The sequence below is a fragment of the Pseudomonas sp. zjy_15 genome (assembly GCF_043101865.1).
GTDB lineage: Bacteria > Pseudomonadota > Gammaproteobacteria > Pseudomonadales > Pseudomonadaceae > Aquipseudomonas > Aquipseudomonas putida_Y.
The window spans coordinates 1-21,367 of the sequence record NZ_JBICII010000084.1; the positions used below are offsets into that span (position 1 = coordinate 1).

The 21,367-nt window shown below is 63.6% G+C and carries 14 protein-coding genes; 5 read left to right on the forward strand and 9 right to left on the reverse strand.

The genetic code is table 11. The features are described from left to right. On the reverse strand, nucleotides 1–6,068 hold a 6,068-nt coding region (locus ACF8EF_RS15620), incomplete at its 3' end, for an amino acid adenylation domain-containing protein (RefSeq protein ID WP_392461533.1). 154 nt (nucleotides 6,069–6,222) lie between these two features. On the opposite strand from ACF8EF_RS15620, the gene ACF8EF_RS15625 reads away from it, so the two are divergent. Both ACF8EF_RS15625 and ACF8EF_RS15630 read left to right on the forward strand, forming a co-directional pair. Further along, nucleotides 6,223–7,344, forward strand: a complete 1,122-nt coding sequence (locus tag ACF8EF_RS15625) for a cupin-like domain-containing protein (RefSeq protein ID WP_176685669.1) — start codon at nucleotides 6,223–6,225, stop codon at nucleotides 7,342–7,344. A 75-nt stretch (nucleotides 7,345–7,419) separates the two neighbouring features. Next, complete coding sequence (locus tag ACF8EF_RS15630; protein ID WP_176685670.1) at nucleotides 7,420–8,388, forward strand: siderophore-interacting protein; 969 nt, start codon at nucleotides 7,420–7,422, stop codon at nucleotides 8,386–8,388. Nucleotides 8,389–8,429: 41 nt separating this feature from the next. On the opposite strand, the gene ACF8EF_RS15635 is transcribed toward ACF8EF_RS15630, so the two are convergent. The 3 genes from ACF8EF_RS15635 to ACF8EF_RS15645 all read right to left on the reverse strand — a co-directional run bounded on the left by ACF8EF_RS15635 (nucleotide 8,430) and on the right by ACF8EF_RS15645 (nucleotide 12,089). Then, a complete protein-coding gene (locus ACF8EF_RS15635) occupies nucleotides 8,430–9,821 on the reverse strand; it encodes an aspartate aminotransferase family protein (RefSeq protein WP_176685671.1) in 1,392 nt (463 codons plus the stop codon). A 265-nt stretch (nucleotides 9,822–10,086) separates the two neighbouring features. Beyond that, a complete protein-coding gene (locus tag ACF8EF_RS15640; RefSeq protein WP_392461535.1) occupies nucleotides 10,087–11,409 on the reverse strand; it encodes an ATP-binding protein in 1,323 nt (440 codons plus the stop codon). Further along, nucleotides 11,406–12,089, reverse strand: coding sequence for a response regulator transcription factor (locus ACF8EF_RS15645; RefSeq protein WP_004576176.1), 684 nt, complete (start codon nucleotides 12,087–12,089; stop codon nucleotides 11,406–11,408). The genes ACF8EF_RS15640 and ACF8EF_RS15645 overlap by 4 nt, the downstream gene beginning before the upstream one ends. A 258-nt stretch (nucleotides 12,090–12,347) precedes the next feature. On the opposite strand from ACF8EF_RS15645, the gene ACF8EF_RS15650 reads away from it, so the two are divergent. The 3 genes from ACF8EF_RS15650 to ACF8EF_RS15660 are packed head-to-tail and all read left to right on the forward strand — an operon-like array spanning nucleotide 12,348 to nucleotide 14,979. After that, complete coding sequence (locus ACF8EF_RS15650; protein ID WP_392461537.1) at nucleotides 12,348–13,694, forward strand: DUF6861 domain-containing protein; 1,347 nt, start codon at nucleotides 12,348–12,350, stop codon at nucleotides 13,692–13,694. Between the two features lie 18 nt (nucleotides 13,695–13,712). Next, a complete protein-coding gene (locus ACF8EF_RS15655) occupies nucleotides 13,713–14,330 on the forward strand; it encodes a GAD-like domain-containing protein (protein ID WP_176685674.1) in 618 nt (205 codons plus the stop codon). 22 nt (nucleotides 14,331–14,352) lie between these two features. Then, the gene (locus tag ACF8EF_RS15660) at nucleotides 14,353–14,979 is read left to right on the forward strand and encodes a GAD-like domain-containing protein (protein ID WP_392461539.1); all 627 of its coding nucleotides are present in this window, start codon (nucleotides 14,353–14,355) and stop codon (nucleotides 14,977–14,979) included. 16 nt (nucleotides 14,980–14,995) lie between these two features. Here the strand turns inward: ACF8EF_RS15660 and ACF8EF_RS15665 are convergent, their stop codons facing one another. Genes ACF8EF_RS15665 through ACF8EF_RS15685 form a run of 5 tightly spaced genes read right to left on the reverse strand, consistent with a single transcriptional unit; the run spans nucleotide 14,996 to nucleotide 21,108 of the window. Further along, the gene (locus ACF8EF_RS15665; RefSeq protein ID WP_392461541.1) at nucleotides 14,996–15,562 is read right to left on the reverse strand and encodes an NTP transferase domain-containing protein; all 567 of its coding nucleotides are present in this window, start codon (nucleotides 15,560–15,562) and stop codon (nucleotides 14,996–14,998) included. Then, nucleotides 15,559–16,530: an XdhC family protein gene (locus ACF8EF_RS15670; RefSeq protein ID WP_176685677.1), complete on the reverse strand. Its 972-nt coding sequence runs from the start codon at nucleotides 16,528–16,530 to the stop codon at nucleotides 15,559–15,561. Before ACF8EF_RS15670 ends, ACF8EF_RS15665 begins: the two co-directional genes overlap by 4 nt. A 3-nt stretch (nucleotides 16,531–16,533) precedes the next feature. Next, on the reverse strand, nucleotides 16,534–17,745 hold the full coding sequence (locus ACF8EF_RS15675) for a cytochrome c (protein WP_392461543.1): 1,212 nt from the start codon (nucleotides 17,743–17,745) through the stop codon (nucleotides 16,534–16,536). A 2-nt stretch (nucleotides 17,746–17,747) separates the two neighbouring features. After that, nucleotides 17,748–18,284 carry a (2Fe-2S)-binding protein gene (locus tag ACF8EF_RS15680; RefSeq protein ID WP_084850713.1) on the reverse strand — a complete coding sequence of 179 codons (537 nt, stop codon included), beginning with the start codon at nucleotides 18,282–18,284 and terminating at the stop codon, nucleotides 17,748–17,750. After that, on the reverse strand, nucleotides 18,277–21,108 hold the full coding sequence (locus tag ACF8EF_RS15685) for a xanthine dehydrogenase family protein molybdopterin-binding subunit (protein ID WP_392461545.1): 2,832 nt from the start codon (nucleotides 21,106–21,108) through the stop codon (nucleotides 18,277–18,279). Before ACF8EF_RS15685 ends, ACF8EF_RS15680 begins: the two co-directional genes overlap by 8 nt. Nucleotides 21,109–21,367 lie beyond the last annotated feature (259 nt).

The following is a 21,367-nucleotide window of genomic DNA, read 5'->3' on the forward strand; positions in this document are numbered from 1 at the left end:
GCGTTCCACTGCGCCACGATGCGCTCGCGCTCGGCCGCATCGAACATCGGCAGTTCGCCCAAGGCACGCTGCGGGTTCTCGGCCAAGGCACCCAGCAACTGGACCATGTGCTCGTTGATACGGCGGATACGCTCGGCACTGAAGTGGGCCTGGTCGAAGCTATAGTGCAGGGCCAGGTTGTCGCCCAAGGTCACGCCCAAGGTCAGCGGGTAACTGGTAAGGTCGCTGTGGCGCGCCGGACCGAAGTGCAGGCCCTCTGGCGCTCCCCGCTCCAGAGCCTCGGACACCGGGAAGTTCTCGAACACCAGGATATTGTCGAACAACGCCTCGCCACTGCGTCCGGCCCAACCTTGCACCTCGAACAGTGCACTGTGCTCGTGCTCACGCATGGCCAGGCCCAGCACCTGCAGCCCATGCAACCATTGCGCCACGGTCTGCTGCGCACGCGGGCTGGCCACCAATGGCAAGGTGTTGATGAACAGGCCCAGCTGGCTTTCAACGCCTGGCAGGTCGGCCGGGCGACCGGCCACGGTGGTGCCGACGGTCACGCAGTCCTGGCCGGTATAGCGCTGCAACAACAGCAGCCAGGCAGCCTGCACCAAGGTGTTGAGGGTGACTTTCTGTTGCCGAGCGAACGTGTTGAGGCGCTGGGTCGCCGCACTGTCGAAAGTGTGGTGCAACAGCGCATAACCGCTGCCAGTGACAGGCTCGACGTCCATGCGGGCAAGCAGGGTCGGTGCCTCGAACTCGGCCAAGCGTTCTTTCCAGAAACGCTCGCTGCTGTCGGCCTCGCGCGCTTGCAGCCACTGGATGTAATCACGGTACCGCCCCGCCGGGCGCTCCGGCACCTGCCCGTGATAGCGCTGCATCACCTCGCCGAGCAGCTGCGAACTGCTCCAGCCGTCCATCAGGATATGGTGGTTGGTGAACATCAGGTGCTGGCGATGCTCGCCGGTGCGCACCAGGATCAAGCGCAGCAGCCCAGGGCGCCGCAGCTCGAAGCCACGGGCGCGGTCCTGTTCGGCCAGTGCCTCCAGGGCCGTGGCCAGGTCATCACGGCCCCGCCAGTCATGGCAGGTGAAATCTAGCGGCACACGACGATGGATGATCTGCAGCTGTTGGCCGCCGCCCTCCCAGACGAAGGCACTGCGCAGGATGTCGTGGCTGTCCACCGCTGCCTGCCAGGCGTCGCGGAAACGTTCGACATCCAAACCCTCGACGTCCACGCACAACTGGTTGATGTATTCGCCGGTGCCCTGCTCCAGCAAGCTGTGGAACAACATGCCCTGCTGCATCGGCGATAGCGGGTAGAGGTCTTCGATCTCACTGGCCGGTACGTCCAGCGCATCGAGTTGGGCCTGATCGATGGTCGCCAACGGGAAGTCGGAGGGCGTCACCCCCATCGCACCGCCTTGGCAGCAATGGTCGATCAGCACCTGCAACTGCTCATTGAAGCGGGCGGCGAGCTGGTCGATGGTGGCCAGCTCGAACTGCTCGCGGCTGAAGGTCCAGCGCATTTCCAGTTCGCCATCATAGACCTGCCCTTCCACTTCCAGCCAGTTACCTAGCGGCGCATCCTCGCTCAGCTCGGCACCAGCGCCCTCGGTAGCCGGCACCAGCAAGGCATCGGCGTCGAAGCTGCTGTCGAACTGGCCCAGGTAGTTGAAGGTAATACGCGGTTGCGGCAACACCGCCAGCGCCTGCCGCAGCGCCGGCGCCCCCAGATGGCGCAGGATACCGAAGCCCAGACCATTGGCCGGCACGGCGCGCAGTTGCTCCTTGATACCCTTGAGGCTGACAGCCAGATCATCGTGCGCGGTCAGGCGTACCGGAAACAGGCTGGTGAACCAGCCGATGCTGCGGCTCAAGTCGATTTCGTCGAACACGTCTTCGCGGCCATGGCCTTCGAGCTGGATTACGGCATCGGCATGGCCAGTCCAGCCATGCAGGGTACGCGCCAAGGCAGTAAGCAGCAGGTCGTTGACCTGGGTGCGATAGGCGGTCGGGGCCTGCTGCAGCAACTTACGGGTAGCTTCACGGTCGAGGCGGCCGCGCACCACCTGGCGGTAGCAGCTTTGCAGGCTGCCGTGCGGACGGTCACAAGGCAGCTCCACATGAACATCGCGCAACTGCGCAGCCCAGTAGCCCAGTTCGGCTTCCAACGCCGGTGCCTGCGCATGGGCTTGCAGGCGTTCGGCCCAGGCCTTGGTCGAACTGGTCTTGGCCGGAAACTGCACGGGTTGGCCCTGGCGCAATTGGTTGTAGGCTTGTTGCAGGTCCTCCAGAAGGATGCGCCAGGACACGCCGTCCACCACCAGGTGGTGGATCGCCAACAGCAGGCGCTGGCTACCGTCCGCCAACGTCGCCAGCACGGCGCGCAGCAGTGGTCCCTGGGCCAGGTCCAGGCTTGCTTGGGCCTGAGTGTTGAGTTCGACGAGTTGTTCTGGCGACACGCCTTCGCGTACCCACAACAGATCGGCCTGTTGCTGGGTTGACTCGGCAACCCACGCCTGCCAGCCCTTGACCCCTTCGACGAAGCGCGAACGCAGCACGTCATGATGGCTGACCACAAGCCCCAGCGCCTGGGCCAGCGTGTCTGCCTGCAGCGCCTGTTGCGCACGCAGCAGCAAAGCCTGGTTCCAGTGCTGGCGTACCGGAATATCCTGGGCGAAGAAATCGCACTGGATCGGCAGCAGCCCCAGAGGGCCGCTCAGCGGGCCTTGGTCGATCAGCAGGCGCGCCTCGCCCTGGCGCGCCACACTGGCCAGCCCCTGCACGGTCTGGTGCTGGAACAAGTCCTTGGGGCTGAACAACAACCCGGCCTGACGTGCGCGGCTGACCACCTGGATGGACATGATCGAGTCGCCGCCCAGTTCAAAGAAGTTGTCGGTCACCCCGACCTGCTCACGCTTGAGCACGTCCTGCCAGATGGCGACGATGCGCTGCTCCACAGCGTTGCGCGGCGCCACAGGGTCATGCTGACGCTGGCTGACGTCGGGCCGTGGCAGTGCCTTGCGGTCAAGCTTGCCGTTGGGGCTAAGGGGGAATGCGCCAAGCAGCAGCAGTTGCGCGGGCACCATGTAGTCGGGCAGGCACGTCTGCAGCCCGGCGCGGATCGCCTCGCGCAGCGCGGCCTGGGCAGCCGGAGCGGCATCGACCAGTTCGCGGGCCGCTGGCACTAGATAGCCTACCAACTGCAAGCCATTGACACCGGGCACGGCCAGCACCAAGGCATCGGCCACCTCGTCGCGCTCCAATAGGCGTGCTTCGATCTCGCCCAGCTCGATGCGGAAGCCGCGAATTTTCACCTGGTGGTCGATTCGGCCAACGTATTCGATGACCCCTTCGGCATTGAAACGGGCCAAGTCGCCAGTACGGTACAGACGCGCACCGACGCCGCTGTATGGGTCCGGGATGAAGCGTTCGGCGCTCAGCCCGGGGCGTTGGAAGTAACCACGGGCCAGCAACTCGCCGCCAATCACCAACTCGCCGACCACACCCACCGGTGCCGGCACGCCATTGTCATCCAGTACCAAGATGTTGCGCCCCGGCAACACCTTGCCGATCGGCAAGGTCAGCGGAATCGACCGCTTGCCGTGCACATAGTCATCGCAATCGAGGGTGGTGGCGGTTACCGTCGCCTCGGTCGGGCCGTAGGTATTGAGCAGGCGCACATGTCCAAGGCCTGCCTCGCGCCAGGCCAGCAGGCCTTCTGGCGGCATTGCCTCGCCGCCACCATGGACCTGGCGCAGCACCCCATAATCACGCGGGCCGGCTGCAGCGAAATCCTTGGCCAGCATGTGCCAGTAAGCGGTAGTCAGGTCCATCACACTGATGCGCTGCTCGATCAGCTGGCTGTAGAGGATTTCGCTGTCCCAGATTTCGCTGCCGCGGATCACCACCGAGGCGCCACAGATCAGCGCAGGGTATAGCTGCTCGACGAAACCGTCGAAGTTGAAGGTGGCGAACTGCAGCATTCGATCAGCGGCGCTAAGACCGAAGAACCCCAACGATACATGGGCGTGGCGGGCCAGTGCGCGGTGGCTGATCCCCACGCCTTTGGGCCGGCCCGTGGAACCGGAGGTGAACATCACATAGGCCAGGTTGTCAGCCAGGGCCTGGCTTACCAGGTCGCTTGCATCGCTGTTGGCCCAGGCTTCTTCGTGGTCCAGGCACAGGGTCCGGACGTCAGCGGGCAGCGGCAAACTCTGCATCAGGCTGGCCTGGGTCAGCACCAGACGGCTGCCGCTGTCCTCGATCATGCACCGCAGGCGATCGGCCGGGTACTGCGGGTCGAGCGGCACATAACCCCCACCGGCCTTGAGCACCGCCAGCAGGCCCACCACCATGTCCAGGCCGCGCTCCAGGGCAATGCCCACGAGCACCTCGCGCCCCACGCCACGCTCAAGAAGGGTACGCGCCAGGCGGTTGACCCGGGCGTTGAGCTGGCCGTAGGTCAACTGCTGGCCTTCGAAGATCAGCGCCGGCGCATCGGGCGTACGCCCGGCCTGGGCCTGAAACAGCTCGTGCACGCACAGGTCGTTGGGGTAGCAAGCGGAGTTGCGCCCCCAATCCTCGACCACTTGGCGATAGGCCTGTGCATCCAGCAGGGCGATCTCGCCGATGCGCTGGGCGGGGTTGGCGACCATCGCCTGCAGCACCCGTAGCCAGTGCTGGGCCAGGCGCTCGATGGTGGGCGCCGCGAACAAGTCACAGGCATAGGTGAATGCCGCATTCAGGCGCCCGCCCTGCTCAAAGGTATCCAGACTGAGATCGAACTGGGTGGTGCGGCTTTCCCACTCGATCACTCCCAGTTCCAGGCCGCTACCGACCTTAAGGCGGGTAACGTCGGCCACTTCCGGCTGGTGGTTGTACATCACCTGGAACAACGGGTTGTAGCTCAGGCTGCGTTCGAGCTTGAGGGCATCGACCAGGCATTCGAACGGCAGGTCCTGATGGTCTTGGGCACCCATGGACGCCGCCTTGATATCGGCCAGCAACTCGGCGACGGTGGTCATGCCATCGAGGCGGGTACGCAACACCTGGGTGTTGACGAAAAAGCCGATCAGGCCCTCGACCTCGTGGCGGTTGCGGTTGGCGATGGGCACGCCAATACGCAGGTCGCCTTGGCCGCTATGGCGGTGCAGGACAATATTGAATGCGCCCAACAACAGCATGAACAGCGTCACGCCCTGTTGCCTGGCCAATGCTCGCACCTGCTCCACCAGCTGCGCATCGAGGCTGAGTTCGTGGCGGCGGCCCTGATAGGTCGGCTGCACCGGACGCGGGTAATCGGTTGGCAACTCCAACACCGGGTGCTCAACGCCCAACTGCGCCAGCCAGTAGTCCAATTGACGCTGCTGCTCGCCCGCCTCCAGCCAGCGTCGCTGCCACAAGGCGTAATCGCTGTACTGCACCGGCAACGCCGCGAGCTGCGGCTGCATGCCTTGGTCATAGGCGTCGTAGCAGCGGCAGAATTCATCGATCAGCACGCTCATTGACCAGCCATCAGAGACGATGTGATGCAGGGTCAGCAACAGCACGTGCTCCTGCTCACCCAAGCGCAGCAGACGCACCCGCAGCAACGGGCCATTGGCCAAGTCGAACGGTTGCTGCGCCTGGGCCTCGGCCTCGCGCGCCACTTCCACCTCGCGCTGCTCGGCCGGCAACACGCCCAGATCGTGGTAGCTGATCGCCAGCGGCTGCTCGCAGGGCACCTGGCGCAGGCTGTCGTCGGGCAACTGGCGGAATACCGTGCGTAGGGTCTCGTGGCGCGCGACCAGGCTGGCGAAGGCCTGCTCCAAGGCCTGATGGTTGAGCTCGCCGTTCAGGCGCACGGCCGCAGGCAGGTTGTAGGCGCCACTGTGTGGGTCGAGATGCCAGAGAAACCACATACGCTGCTGGGCATAGGAAAGCGTGTGGCGATCATCGGCCTGGACACCCGCCACGATCGGGAACTGGGAGAAGTCTATGCGTTCGGCGCGCAAACCCTCCAGGAACAGCCGGCGCTTCTCCACTGGCAAGCCAATGAAGCTGCGGGCAAGCTTGAGGGACCTCTCGGAATTCATCTGCGATCTTCCATACGGTTGGGTATCGAGCTTCTGCTCGGGTATCCCTACGGGACGTAAGAGCGCACGGGAAAATTAGCCGTGCAGGCATTGCCTAAATTGGCGAGGGCCGTGCTCGTTGATCTTGCACAATGAAGACCGACAGAGGCCTACCGTGGACCTTCAGAGCATCCTCAGCAAACTGTTCGCCAATGCCCATGCCGTGGGCATCGAAGGCGTGTTCCAGTTCGCCTTCGGCCAAGACCGCGCCTTCTGGGCCGAAGTCAGCGACAGCAGCCGCGTCGGGGCCGGCAGGCATAACACCCCGGATGTCACCATCGAAGTAGCCGAGCGCGACTTCCTGGGGATCATGAGCGGCACCGTCAACGTCGAAGAACTGTTCGCCAACGCGCGACTGAAGATCACCGGCAACATGGGCCTGGCCACCCTGCTGCCACAGATCATTGATAGCGCCCGCCGAGGCGGCATGGCGAGCAAGGTAGCAATGAACCAGCGCTACCCGACGCCAGCACGTATCAGCGAGCGAATTTCCGCTACCCAGCCTATACGCCGCGAAGTGCCCCGCATCCGCCGCGCCGATCTGCCAGCGGAGCAGTTTCGCCGCGACTACCTGCCCCACGGCTTACCAGTAGTGCTCAGCGATGCCCTGCAGGACTGGCCACTGTTCACCATGGGCCGCCAGGCATCACTGGAGCATTTCGCCGAATTGCAGGGTATTACCCGGCATGGCGACTATGTGAAAAAGACCTTCTCCACCGACCGCGACTTTCGCTCCACCTCCATGGCCGACTTCATCGCCTCACTGGACAACCCGGTCAAACCTGGCGAGACCCCGCCCTACATGGGCAACAACATCGTGCCGGAAAAACTCCTTGCGCTGATCCGCTTTCCGGAGTACTTCGAACGCTCACGCTTCATCGCCCCACGTATCTGGATCGGCCCCAAGGGTACCCTCACCCCACTGCATCGAGACGACACCGACAATATGTTCGCCCAAGTCTGGGGGCAGAAGTCTTTCATTCTCGCCGCGCCGCACCACCGCCCGGCCCTGGGCACCTGGTCGACCAGCCCCGAGGGTGGCCTGGACGGCTGCGACTTCAATCCCGACGCCCCGGACTACCAGAGCTTCCCCGATGCCCGCCAGGTCTCCTTCCTGCGCGTGCTGCTGGAGGCGGGTGACCTGCTGTTCTTGCCAGAGGGCTGGTTCCACCAGGTCGAGTCGGTGTCAACTTCGTTGTCGGTGAACTTCTGGGTCAACTCCGGGCGCGGCTGGTAGGCTGACAGCGAAGCGCTAATTTGCCGTCGCGGCGGCTCGTTTACCGAGAAAGCCGCCCTGCAAGAGGACTTTCGCATGTCCAGCACCGCCCGCATCACCCAAGCGCTCCGGCAAGGCCTGCGCCACCTGGCTGGCAGCCCTACCCCGGCTGCTAGCGCCTACCGCCTGTTCGACCTGCAGCTCAAGCAACGCATCACCCTTTCCCCTTCACTGACACGCCTGGTGTTCACCGGCCCGGATGTGGCCCAGATGGCCACCCTGGCCCCCGACCAACGGGTCAAGCTGTTCTTTCCCGCCCCAGATGGTTCGCTGCCTGTACTTCCCGCCGATGCCCACTGGAAAACTGCGCACAGCGCCTTGCCGCCAGCACAGCGCCCACCCATGCGTACCTACACCATCCGCGCGCTGCGTCGGGAAGCACTGGAAGTCGATGTGGATTTCGTGCTGCATGGCGTCAACGGCCCTGCTTCGGCCTGGGCCACCCATGCCCAGGTGGGTGACCGCCTGCAGATGGTCGCGCCAAACCTGGCCTATGCCGGCGACCCCGGCGGTTATGAATGGAAGCCACCCCAGGGGGTGCGCAACGTACTGCTGGTGGGTGACGAAACGGCACTTCCGGCGATTGCCGGCATCCTTGAGCAACTGGCAGAGACCCAGCCCGAGCTTGCGGTGCAGGCGTTCATCGAGGTGCCGTTGGAAGCTGATTGCCTGGATCTGCGCCATGGCGATGCCACCGAACTGCATTGGCTGCCGCGCGATCTGCTGGGCTGCGCACATGGCCAGGCCATGCAGCACGCCGTGCGCGAACTGGCCAGCCTGCCACAGGAGCCTGCCGCACCACGGGCGAAGCTGGAAGAAGTGGACATCGACACACGGATCTTGTGGGAACAGGCCAGTAGCACCAGCAGTGCGTTCCATGCCTGGGTCGCGGGGGAATCGGCGACGGTAATGGATATTCGCCGGTATCTGATCAAGGAGCGCGGACTGCAACGAGAGTGCCTGACCCTGATGGGTTATTGGCGGGCCGGGCGGACCTTTGATTGACTTGAGATAGCCTGGGGGCGCTTTGCACCCCCGGCAATGGTTCAGACTGCCGCGATCAACGCCTCGGCAAACCGCTGCGCCACCTCGTCGATCTGCTCGCCACTGATAATCAACGGCGGCAGGAAACGCACCACCGCCCCATGTCGCCCACCCAACTCCAGGATCAGGCCGCGCTTGAGGCACTCGCGCTGCACCTTAGGCGCCAGGTCGCGGTTAGCCGGCGGGTGGCCCAGCGCATCAGGCTGGCCTTGTGGGTCGACCAGTTCCACCCCGAGCATCAGCCCACGCCCGCGAATGTCACCCAACTGCGGATAGTCCTGCTGCAACTGCAGCAGGTGCTTGCGCAAGCGCAGCCCCATAGCCTCGGCATGTTCGGCCAGGCGATGCTCGACCAGGTAATTGATCACCGCCGAACCCGCCGCCATGGCCATCTGGTTGCCACGGAAAGTGCCAGCATGTGCGCCCGGCTTCCAGGTATCCAGCCAGTCGCGGTACACCACCACCGCCAGCGGCAGACTGCCGCCGATGGCCTTGGACAAGGTGACCACGTCCGGCACGATGCCGGCATGTTCGAAGGCGAACATGCGTCCGGTGCGGGCAAAGCCGCTCTGGATCTCGTCGATGATCAGCGCCACACCGGCCTGCTCGGTGATACGGCGCACACCCCTGAGCCATTCGATATCGGCCGGGATCACACCACCCTCGCCCTGCACCACCTCAAGGATCACCGCCGCCGGCAGTGGCACGCCGCTTTCCGGGTCGAGCAGCAGGTTTTCCAGGTAATGCAGGTTGGCCTTCACCCCGGCTTCGCCGCCCAAGCCGAACGGGCAGCGGTAGTCGTAGGGGTAAGGCATGAACTGCACGCCGTTACCGAGCAAGGCCCCCAGTGGCTGTTTCGGCCCATGGCTGCCCATCAGGCTCAGCGCGCCCTGGCTCATGCCATGGTAGGCGCCCTGGAAGGCCAGCACGGTGCTGCGGCCGGTGGCGCTGCGCACCAGTTTCAGCGCCGCCTCTACCGCATCAGTGCCGGTCGGGCCACAGAACTGCACCTTGGCCTCGCGGCGCAGCGCCTCGGGCAGGATGCCGAACAGGTCCTGGACGAAGCGGTCCTTGACCGGGGTGGTCAGGTCCAAGGTGTGCAGCGGCAACTCGTCAGCCAGCACCCGCTGGATCGCCTCGACCACCACCGGGTGGTTGTGGCCCAGGGCCAGGGTGCCGGCACCGGCCAGGCAGTCGATGAACTGGCGGCCTTCGACATCTTCGACGTGGATGCCACGGGCGCGCCTGAGCGCCAGCGGGATGCGCCGTGGATAGCTGCGGGCGTTGGATTCCTGTTGCTGCTGGCGTTGCAGCAAGGGCGAATCGGTGAATTCGTACAAGGGTTGCGGCACGCTGGCCGGTACAACCCGGGCAAGGCTGGAAGCGGTGGGCATGGGTAAATCCTCGCGAGCAAGCGGATGGGCGGTTATCGCTTTGGAAACGCTTGAGTGAGGGGAGGATTTAGCGGTTGTTACGCCATTTTATTTGGGTCTGTGCCGGCCCTTTCGCGGGTAAACCCGCTCCTACAAGGACCACACCGCCCGCGTAGGAGCGGGTTCACCCGCGAAGAGGCCAGCACAGGCAAACCCACCCCCACAGACCGCCACCCGCCCGTAGGAGCGGGTTCACCCGCGAAGAGGCCAGCACAGGCGATAAACATCAATGTCCAGGACGCGCCGGTACCTGCAACAAGACCCGCAAGCCGTCACTACGGCTGTCAAAGCGCAGGCTACCGGCACACCGCTGCATGATCGCCTGCACAATCGCCAGCCCCAATCCGCAACCACCACTCTGCCCATTGCGCCAGAAGCGCTCGGTCAGGTGCTCCAGGTCCGCTTCGGCAATCCCTGGCCCGTGGTCGCGCACCATGAAACCCACCTGGCCGTCCGCCATCTGCACCTCCAGCTCTACGGCTTCATCGCCGCCATGACGCAAGGCGTTGTCCAGCAGGTTGCGCAGCGCTGCCACCGCCAACGGTGCGGGCATGCCCAAGTAGATTTGCGTGGCCTCTTCAGGCAGGCGCAACACGATACGCCGGTTGTCGCCACCACCGGCATCCTGCACCGCCTGACGGGCCACCTGCTCGGCGCTGCACTGCACGCCATCCTCGAACGACAGGCTGCCTTCCACCCGCGCCAGCATCAGCAACTGCTCAAGCGTGCGGTGCATGCGGTCGGCGCCCTGCTCGGCATGCTCCAGCGCCTGCTCGCGCACCGCGCCGTCGGTCATCCGCGCCACCTGCAGATGGGTCTTGATCGCGGTCAGCGGGCTGCGCAGTTCATGCGCGGCATCGTCGGTCAGGCGCCGCTCACGCTCGAGGGTCTGGGCAATGCGCCGGAACAACTGGTTCTGGGTTTCCAGCAACGGCTGCAACTCGCTGGGCATGCCCGCCACCTGCAGCGGCTCGACACTGTCCGCACGCCTGCGGCGCAACGCATCACGCATGCGGTTGAGCGGCTCCAGGCCCTTGCCAAGGCCGATCCACAACAGCCCCAGGCTGCCGAGCAGGGCCATCAGTACCGGCGCCGATGCCGCCAGCAGAATCGACTGGTTCAGCGCCTCGCGCTCCATATGCCGGTCGGCCGTGGTGATGCGCACATCGCCGTGGTTGTAGGTGAAGGTGCGCCAAAGCGCATCGTCGATGGTCTGGTCACGAAACCCACTGCGCTCGTCGTCCATGGCGCCATCGTGCTTGTGGTTGCTGGCAAGGATCTCGCCACGCAACGAGGTGACCTGGCAGGCCATGCCATCCGGTACGCTGAACTGGTCGGCGGAAAAATGCGCCTCCCCGCCCTTGGCGGTCAGCGGCTGCGGCAGTTGGTCGATCAGCCCGGCGACCATACGCGCCGACGCCACCAGCCGCTGGTCGAGGGAGAACATCATTTGCTGGCGCAGGTCTCGCAGCATCCACGCGGCGGCCAGTGCCCAGATGATCACGAAGGCACTGCCGAGGATCAGGCTCAGGCGCACCCGCAGGCTCATGATGCGGCCTCTTGCGGTGCCTGCGCCGGACCCAGCCGGTAGCCCAGGCCACGCACGGTCTCGACAATGCCGTTGCCCAGCTTGCGGCGCAGGTGGTGGATGTGCACGTTGAGGGCGTTGCTCTCGACTTCGTCGCTGAACCCGTACACGCAGTCTTTCAGTTGCTCGCTGGACAGCACGCGCCCGGGGTTCTGCAGCAGCGCCTGAAGCAGGGCCTGTTCGCGGCGGGACAGGTCGACATGCTGGCCGGCCAGGGTCGCCTCGCAGCTACTCGGGTCATAGCGCAGCGGGCCGTGCTCGATCACGTTCACCGCCCGCCCGGCCACCCGCCGCAGCAAGGTATGCAGGCGTGCGGCCAGCTCGCGCAGATCGAAGGGCTTGAGCAGGTAATCATCGGCACCGGCCTGCAGGCCATCGACACGATCGGTGACGGCATCGCGGGCGGTGAGCACCAGTACCGGCAGGGTCTCGCCTTTTTCGCGCAGGCGGCGCAGCAGCTTTAGGCCGTCTTCGTCGGGCAGGCCAAGGTCGAGGATCATCACGTCGAACTGCGCGGCCTGCAGCATCGCCCGCGCAGCGGCGGCGTTACCCACCCGGTCCACGGTCAGGCCCTGGGCGGTGAGGCCGGCGCAGATGCCGGCGGCGATCAGGTCGTCGTCCTCGCAGAGCAGAACGTGCATGGTGGGGCTCCCGGAGTGGTGTGGCTGGTATTGCACCTTGGGCGGATTAAGGGGGGATTATGGACCTTTTGGGGAGGGTTGGGGGTAGATCGAGCGCCGCGCGGGGTCGCCGCCCTGCCCATCGCAGCCTCACCCCAATTCCCGAGCTTCTCGAACACAACAGAAACGAAGTTGCCTTTTCCTACAACTGACCCAGAAACCTCTGATCCGAATCCATGATGGGATTTCCCCCTGCACACGTTGTCAGGGAGACACCTCATGTACCTGGATTACCTCGTGCCCTCGTGGCACGAGATCGAGTCACGTGTCATCGCCATGGTGGGCTACCAAAGCGGTGGCCAGTTCCGCACCAGCCTCAATGAAGAGGTCGCCTCACTGGGCCTCAACCTGCGCCGGATCGAAGCTGTCCGCACAGCCTTCTACCACGCCGAATGGCAGGCGGCGCACATGCTACGCCAGCGCTTCGCCGACCTCGACATCAACAGCATCGTCGACGAACTGCTGAGGGTCGTGCAGCAGATGGCAATGATCGTCGCCGGCAGCACCATTACCGGTGGCCTGCTTGGCGCGGGGGTAGGCGCATTCGCCGGCGGCGCCGGAACCATTCCGTTCGCCGGCGCAGGCGCGGCCATGGGCCTCAAGGTCAGCGGCTGGATCCTCGGTGCGCTGGGGCTGGCTTCCATTGCCGAGTTCTTCGTCGAGGGCTTGCCGCGTATCGGCGAGTACTACGTCGATGGCATCCGCTTCGCCTGGGAAGGCACCTGCGGCAATGAAGGCACCGGCCCGTTCTGCCGGGACGACCCCTATGCGATATCCCGGGCCACGCATCAGATTGCCCAAGGCCATGTGGAAGTCGTGGTGCTGTTGTTGGGGGCAATCGTGTCGTACCTCACCCGCGGGCGCGGCGATGCCCGGGTGCTGGCCCAGGAAATGGCGGCCAGCCGCAAAGGCGCGCGGCTGGGGCAATGGATACTCCAGCATGAAGAGGGGTTGAAGAAACGGCCGGATCTGCAGGTGCCGGAGCGGCGCAAAGGGGCGATGGATGATCCGCAGCCAGTTCAGCCGAATCGGCAGGCGGGAAAAGACAAGGAGCACCCCACAGGGAAGCCCGGTAGCATGCCGTTGCATACGGTGGCGTGTTTCAAGGCGGATAAATTGCCAGCGTCGAAGCATGGCGAGTTTGAGCGGCAGCTGAAGGGGCAACAGGATGGGTTGAATCGGCTGACGGTTGAGGAGTTTTTGGAGAACGTTGCCAATCCTGTAAAGCGTGACCCTGCGGTCGCACGCGCTGCACGCAGGGATCTACAAGACCGGTTGGAAAAAAGAATCAACAAGGAGCTGCTCGCCGAAATGAGCCCAGCAGAAGCAACTAGACTGTCGACCATAAAGGCGAAAGAGACGATGGCCACCTTGGCCGCGCTACACAATCCCGACTTAAGCGCGGGAGGCAGAGACATGATCTCAGACTTTGGCGACAGGCAAGTCAACTCCAGCATTGGTGCTCAATGGCGAAACAGACTAGCCAGCATCAAAGAGGCCGCGGAAAACACGCCGAAATTCGGCACCCACTCGACTTACATGAATGTAAGACTTCATAAGTGCTAACGACAAGAGGCATCGCAAATGGATGAGGTATTCTCCATATTCCTTGACAATATAGGCGCGCCTTTTTCCCGTCGAGAGGTGCCCCCCTCCAGCATTGATCGCTATAACGGAAAACTTCCAGAGTTGTTACTTGCATACTGGAAAGAGCATGGATGGTGTGGTTTTGGCGAAGGTATATTCTGGCTGGTTAATCCACAGGAGTATGAGGGCGTTGTCTCATCCTGGACCGAGGGCACCCTCCTTGAAAACCGGGACACTTACCACTTGGTTGCCAGAAGCGCTTTCGGCGACCTGTATCTTTGGGGAGAGAACAGTGGCTTTTCAGTAAAAATCACAAGTCTTCTGTCCCGTTACACAGGTGAAAACTGCACACTCACTGAAACGGAAGCAACCAGAGAGGTCCAAAGCTTCTTTCTATCAAGAAAAAAAGAACACAACGACTTTGAAAACCTTTTTGAGCCCGCGAAGAAAAAGCTGGGCATCTTGAAAGAAGATGAGATATATGCATTTGTTCCTGCATTGATGCTGGGAGGGCGCCCCGACCTCAAAAACCTGGAAAAACTTAAAGCAATAGAGCATTTAATTTTGCTGTCTCAAATCACCGAACTCGAACCCTACAGCTTCTCTGACTTCTGAGCACACAAAAGGACCTAAACGAATGGATGTCATCTTCAGCATTTTCCTGGAAACCTTCGGCGAACCCATCAGCCAGCAACCCGTACCAACTGCCGCTGTCGATCATTACCAAGGCAAACTCCCCAATCGCCTCCTTGAATACTGGCAAGACCACGGCTGGTGCGGCTACGGCGGCGGCTTGTTCTGGCTGGTAAATCCTCAGGAATACCAGGGTGTAGTGGCCTCTTGGTTGGCCGGTACGCACTTCGAAGAATGCGACACTTATCACCTCATCGCCCGCAGCGCTTTTGGCTACCTGTACCTATGGGGTGAGAAAACCGGTTCGGTGCTGACCATTGCGGCCTACCATTCCCGTTACCTCGATGGCGCTCACAGCTCAGGCGACGAAGAACGGGACAGCAGGATCCACGGTTTGCTCATGTGGCTGATGACCGAGTGCGTCTACTTCGACGACCTGTTCGAACCTGCCAGGGAACGGCTCGGCACCCTGGGCCCAGACGAGATGTATGGCTTTGTCCCCGCCTTGATGCTGGGAGGCCCAGACAGCCTCGAGCGTCTTGAAAAGCTGAAGGCAGTGGAGCATCTGGTGCTGCTTTCCCAACTGGGCGAACTCGAACCCTATGAACTCACTGGCGAAGAAGATGAATAGCCTTTGACGAACGCATTCAAGGGCGCACCGCATCCGGCCTATCGACATCCTGCAGCACGCCGACATCCTCGACATCCAGCCGGACGCAACGGTCCGCATGGGCCTTCAGCACCGAACGCGCCCCTTCATCACCCTTCAGCCGGGCAAGCGCCGGCCAGAAATCACGCCCGAACAACACCGGATGGCCCTGTCGTCCGGCATGACAAGGCAGGACTATCGTTGATCCACTGGCCTCGCGTGCAAGCAAATCCAGGGTCGCGGACGCCACCCAGGGCATATCACCCAACAGAATCGCTACTGTCTGCGCCTCGCTGTCAGCCAGCGAAGCGGCCCCGGCCGCCAGGCTATGGCCCATGCCCAATGTGAAATCCGGACTGGAGACCACCCTGCACTGCGCTGGCAACCCCAGGTCTACACCTCGCTCCCCCTCACGCAACACCACCCGCACATCATCGAACACTGCGCAGGCGCTCTCTACGCTGTGCACCAGCAAGCTTCGACCGTCAGCCAGCAGCGAACGGCGCTTGTCAGAGCCAAAACGCACACTGCTGCCTGCCGCCAATACCAACGCAACCACGCTCACAGCGCCGCCCGCTCGATGCCGTTGCGCACACGAAGGATATCGGCCAGTACCGCCAGGGCGATCTCGGCCGGGGTCTTGCTGCCCAGGTTCAGGCCAATCGGCGCATGGATGCGCGCCAGCTCGTCGCAACCCAGGCCACCAATTCGCTGCAAGCGTTCGCGACGCTTGTCGGAGGTGGCCTTGGAGCCCATCACGCCGATGTAGAACGCTTCGGTCCGCACGGCTTCAAGCATGGCCAGGTCATCGATTTTTGGATCATGGGTCAATGCCACCACTGCCGTGTCGGCATGGCAACCGCCATTGGCGATGAATTCCGACGGAAGCTCGCGGCGCACCTCAATGCCATTCAGCACTACGCCGTCGAGTACTTCATCACGCGGCTCGCAAAGGATGACCTCAAACCCCATGCCCCTGCCGAATTCGACGCAAAAATGCGCCACGCTGGAATAACCGGCCAGCAGCAGCCGCTGGGCGGCGCCGACACGCAAGCGCACCCGGGCATTTTCCCGTTCCACCCGTGGCCCCTGACTATGGTCATCGAGCAGCTGGCGGGTACCCGTAGGCAGGCTCACCTCACGCAGTATCCGGCGCTGGCCCAGCAGCGCACGTTCCAGCTCACGCAGATGCGCCTGCACCTCGCATTCAACCGGCAGGTTCTCCACCAGTACATCAAGCACACCGCCACACGGCAGGCGAACGCGCGAACGCGGGTCGCTGCCGTCGCCATAACGCACAATGGCAACTGGCTCCGGGAATTCCCCCAGGGCCACGCGTTCGAGAAAGTCGTCTTCGACACAGCCACCGGACAGCGAGCCCAGCCACTGGCCGCTGGCGTTCACCGCCAGCAGCGAACCCGGTGCACGCGGCGCCGAGCCGTAGGTGGCGAGCACCGTGCACAACCATACCCGCTGGCCGTTGCAGGACCACTGCAAAGCCTGACGGATCACCTGTAGATCGAGATGCTGCACGCTTTACTCCGCCTTCAGCTCGGCGAGCTGCTGTACGCTCAGGTCGCCGGGCAATCCACCCCAGGCCTGGCGCAGGTAGTTGACCATATCCGTCACCTGTTGGTCATCCAGCTTGTCGGCAAAGCCCGGCATCGGCTGCATGCGCTCGAAGCCGGTGAACTGCTGTTCACGGATGCCTTCGAGGACCACCTTGACCAGGTTGCGGGAGTCGGCCTGGCGCAGCACGGTGTTGCCGCGCATGGCCACGGCGATGTGCGGCTTGCCCTCGCCGTCGACCCCATGGCAGCCGGCGCAGACGTTCAGGTACTGCTGGTGGCCACGCTTGGCACTGTCGCTCATCTGCTCCAGGGCAACAGTCTCGATAGCCTTGGCCGGCGGCGGCTGGTCGCCCAGCAGGTAGGTGGCCATGGCCGCAAGGTCTGCATCTTCCAGATGCTGGGTGCTGTGGTGCACCACCGGGTACATCTCGTTGAACATGCTGCCCTGGGCGCTGATGCCGTGCTTGAGGAAGGTGGTCAGGTCCGGCTGGGTCCAGCCGCGCTCGGCCAGGTCCTGGGCCAGCAGGCTTGGCGCCAGGTAGCCACCCAGCAGGCCGCCGCTCAGGCGCTGGTCCTGCTGCAGCGCACCGATCGGGTTGCGCGGGGTATGGCATTCGCCACAATGGCCCATGACCTCGACCATGTACTGGCCGCGCTGCCAGGCCGGGCTTTTACCCTCGGTCGGCTGCAGTTGCACGCTCTTGCCATACAGCATGTTCCAGCCGCTGAGGCCCATGCGCACGTTGAACGGGAAGCGCAGCGCGGTCTGCGGCGCCGGGCGGTTGATCGGCGGTATGGTCATCAGGTAGGCGAGGATCGCGTCCGAATCTTCACGCTTGATCAGGTGGTACGAGGTGTAAGGCATCGCAGGATAGAGGTTGGCGCCGTCCTTGCGCTTGCCCTCGGTGACTGCGGCGAAGAACTCGTCGGCGCTGTAGTTGCCGATGCCGTACTGTTTGTCCGGGGTGATATTGCTGCCATAAATGGTGCCAAACGGCGAATGGATCGGCAGGCCGCCCGCATACGGCGCGCCGCCTTCGGCAGTATGGCAGGCCATGCAGTCGGCCGCGCGGGCCAGGTATTCACCGCGCTTGACCTGCGCATCGTCGGCCGCCAGGGCAAACGAACTGGCAGCCAGCCCGAGGACCAACGCCGAGGCGCTACGTACGAAGCCCATGTTCAACCCTCCTTGACCAGGCCGAGATCGTTGAGCACCTTGCGGGTGGCATCGTAGTAACGCACGTAGCCTGTGCAGCGGCAGATGTGGTGACCGAGGCTGGCCTCGATGCGGTCTTGCACCTCGCTCTTCTTCAGCGGCTGGCGCTGGGCCGTTTCCACCAGCACGGTAGCGGCGTTGACGAAGCCTGGGGCGCAGTAGCTGCACTGGAAGGCGAACAGGTCGACGAACTTCTGCTGGATCGGGTTGAGCGTCAGGTTGCCGGCCTCGTCTTTTTTGGCATGGCCTTCGATGGTGCGAACCTTCTTGCCTTCGAAGTAATGGGCACCGGTGATACAGGTGCGCACTTCTTCGCTGGTGCCGTCGGGGTTGTCGACGATCACCACGCAGGCGTGGCAGATGCCCTGGCCGCAGCCCAGGCGCGAGCCGGTGAGGTTCTGGTGTTCGTGCAGGTAGTCGATCATCGCCAGGTCCGCGGGGACTTCGACCGGCCCGACCGGTTGACCATTGAGCGTCAGTTGCAGTGGACGGTTAGCCATTGAGGGCCTCCTTGATACGGGCTGGGGTGATGGGGAGATCGCGCACGCGCTTGCCGATGGCATGCGCGACGGCATTGCCGATGGCACCGACGACCGGGATCATCACCACTTCGGCGATGCCCTTGGACGGGTCGGTCGGTGACAGCGGCGGGAGGATTTCGCTGGTCTGCTGCCACACCGCCACATCGCGCGCATGCGGCAGGCGGTAGCGGTTGAAGTTCCAGTCGCCCTCCCCGGGCCCACCCTCGTAAAACGGCATTTCTTCGGTCAGTGCATGGCCAATGCCCATGGCGATGCCGCCTTCGAGCTGGCCCTTGACCAACTCCGGCACCAGCACCCGGCCGCACTCGACCCAGCTGTGGTGGTTGAGCACCTGCGTCTCCAAGGTGCCTTTGTTGACCTTGACCTCGACGATGGTCGCCACCGGGCTGTAGTAGGTGACCATGGCGTTGTTCAACTGGGTGTCGGGGTAGGCCGCATTCTGCCGGTCGAGCAGGTGGTAGCCATGGCTGTTCATCTGTGCCTTCTTGGCATTCACCGCCCCATCGCCGTATTTCACCGCCACCGCGTCGAGCGGTAAACGCTCACGCACGCCGTCGATGACGAAGTCGGCCTCGGCCCAGCTCCAGCGGTTGAAGCCGTGCACACTGGCGCCGGTGACCAAGCCCATGTCGTGGGCCTTCTGTGCGAGCTGGGCGAACGGAATCGGCTGCAGACCGTTACCGGTCAGCTCTCCGTTGACCCACACCGCATTTTCGCGGCGCACCACCAGCGGGTTGGCCTGGCCGCCGTACGGGCCTTGGCTCCAGATCGCCATGGCCGCCGGCCACAGGCCATGGTTGAACAGCACACGCGCCGCTTCGCGGGTGGCATGGCTGAAGTAGAAGGCCGAGTTGGTCGCCGACGATGGCGACGCCAGCTTGCCGACCCAGCGCGGGTTGCGCAGCGCGGCGTCCTGCTCAGGCTGGCTGATCAGGTACGGGTTACCGCTGGTGCTCAGTTGCAGCTCAGGCCATTCGGTGACTGCCGTCGTTACCTCGTCGGCCGAACGGCCAAGGAAATCGCTGACCACCAAAGCCTGGGAGGTGGACATGCCGGTACCCAGCTCGGTGCCGATGTGGCGCAGGCTGATTCGCCCGTCGCGGCTGAATTCGATGCTGGCCATCGGTGCTTCGGAGCCCGTGCCGAAGTCCTTCTGGCAAATGGCAAAGCCCACCCCGTACCAGTGGTCCTGATCCTGCGCGTCCATCTGCCGCTTGCGGGCGTCGCGGTCGCGCCACCATTCATGCACAGCGGCCTTGTCGAGGATCTCGTAAAGCCGTAGCGCGCCCGCCGGCACCGCGCCCTGAGTGTTTTTCATGCCCGATTTCAGCGCGTTGGCGCGGCGCAGGTCGATGGCATCGACCCCCAGGCGGCCGGCGATCTCATCCACCATCATCTCGGTGGCGGCCATGCTCTGCAGGGTGCCGTAACCGCGCATGGAGCCGGCCTCGACACCACGGGAATAGTAGGCGGTAACCGACAGGTCGTTCTGCGGCATGTAGTAGATCGACTGCGCTGCAGTGGCGCCTACGGCTGCCACCGATGGGCTGTAGTTGATGCGCCCGCCGCCGTCGCAGCTCATGTCGGCGCGGAAGATCTTGAAGCTGTTGTCCTTCTTGTCCACCGCCAGCTGGTAGCGGATATCGAAGGCATGGCGCTTGATGCCGCTCTGGAACTGCTCGTAGCGGTCGTTGGCCAGGCGGATCGGCACGCCGGCGCCGTACAGCGCGGCCACCGCAGCATAGAAGACGAAGATATTGTTGTCTTTTGAGCCATAGCCCACGGTGTAGCCCGGATGCATGTTCAGCGTGTTCAGGGCGAAGCGCGACGGCTTGATCATGTGCACGCATTCCTGCGCCACTTCGAACGGGCACTGGGTGGCGACCACGAAGTGCAGCGTGCCCGTGGCCGGGTCGTACCAGCCGTTGCCGTTGTCCGGCTCCAGCGCGGCAGGTTCGATGGACGGCGTCTTGTAGCGCTCGTCGAACACCAGCCAGTCCTCGGGCGGGTTGTCCAGCTGCTCGGCCATGCGCTTGGCGTAGAACAACCCCTGCTCGGTCAGGTCGCCGTGCTGGTTGGGCTGCTTAGACCACACCGGCTTGCGGTTGAGAATGGTGGGGAACAGCATGGAGTTCTTCAGGCTGGAGAACTCATCGTCGTCGAACGGCGTGGCGCCGCCCACCCGCACGAAGCGGAAGCTGCCGTAAGGGTCGCGCTGGTACAGCGGCGCCTGGGCGCCGTAACGGATCGCCTGTTGATTGAACTGCAGTTTGCGTTTGGCCTGGCGGAAGCGCTCGAAGTCGTGCCAGATCAGGATTGCCACCGGGTGGCCGATGAACATCGGCACCTTGCCGGGCGGCAGTAGCGGGTCGGGCGAATGGGCCTCGGGCCAGGCGATGCCGTCCTGTTCGAGGTCGGCGGCGGTGACGATGCGGTCCGGCTGCAGGTCGGTGCCGAGCAGGCTGAGGTCATGGCCGGCATAAATCCGGTCGACCTTGGTCGCCTTGAGCAGCAGCGCATGACCTTGCTGCGCGGGCCAGCCGGGCATGTCCTTGGCGCGGATGTCGCGCGCGAACACTTTGTCGCCGCAGACCTTGGACAAGGCATCGTTACGGAAACGCGCCTTGCCGTCGTGGTTCATCCACTTCTGCGGCGAAGTGGTAACGCGCTCCTCCATCAACGCGGCGAATGCCGGGCTGCCTAATGGCGCCATGGTCACACCGACACCAGCGATCAGGCCGCCTTGCAAAAAGGCGCGCCGGGAAATATCACGGTTGGACATGCTTGATCCTCTGGGCAGTTGGGGCCTGCCCTTTCTTTTGATTCTTGGCCTGGCTTGAGAAAACTGACCTTGGCGTCAACTTTACAGGAATTGGATGGATATAGGCAAAGTCAAGCCGACAATGTGTCGCGGTGTGTATAGGGCAAGAGGCGGAATTCGTGCTTTGGCGGGTAGGTGTTCGCCGGGAGATTTTCAGCGCCTGGTAGGTGTTCGCCGGGAGATTTTCAGCGCCTGGTAGGTGTTCGCCGGGAGATTTTCA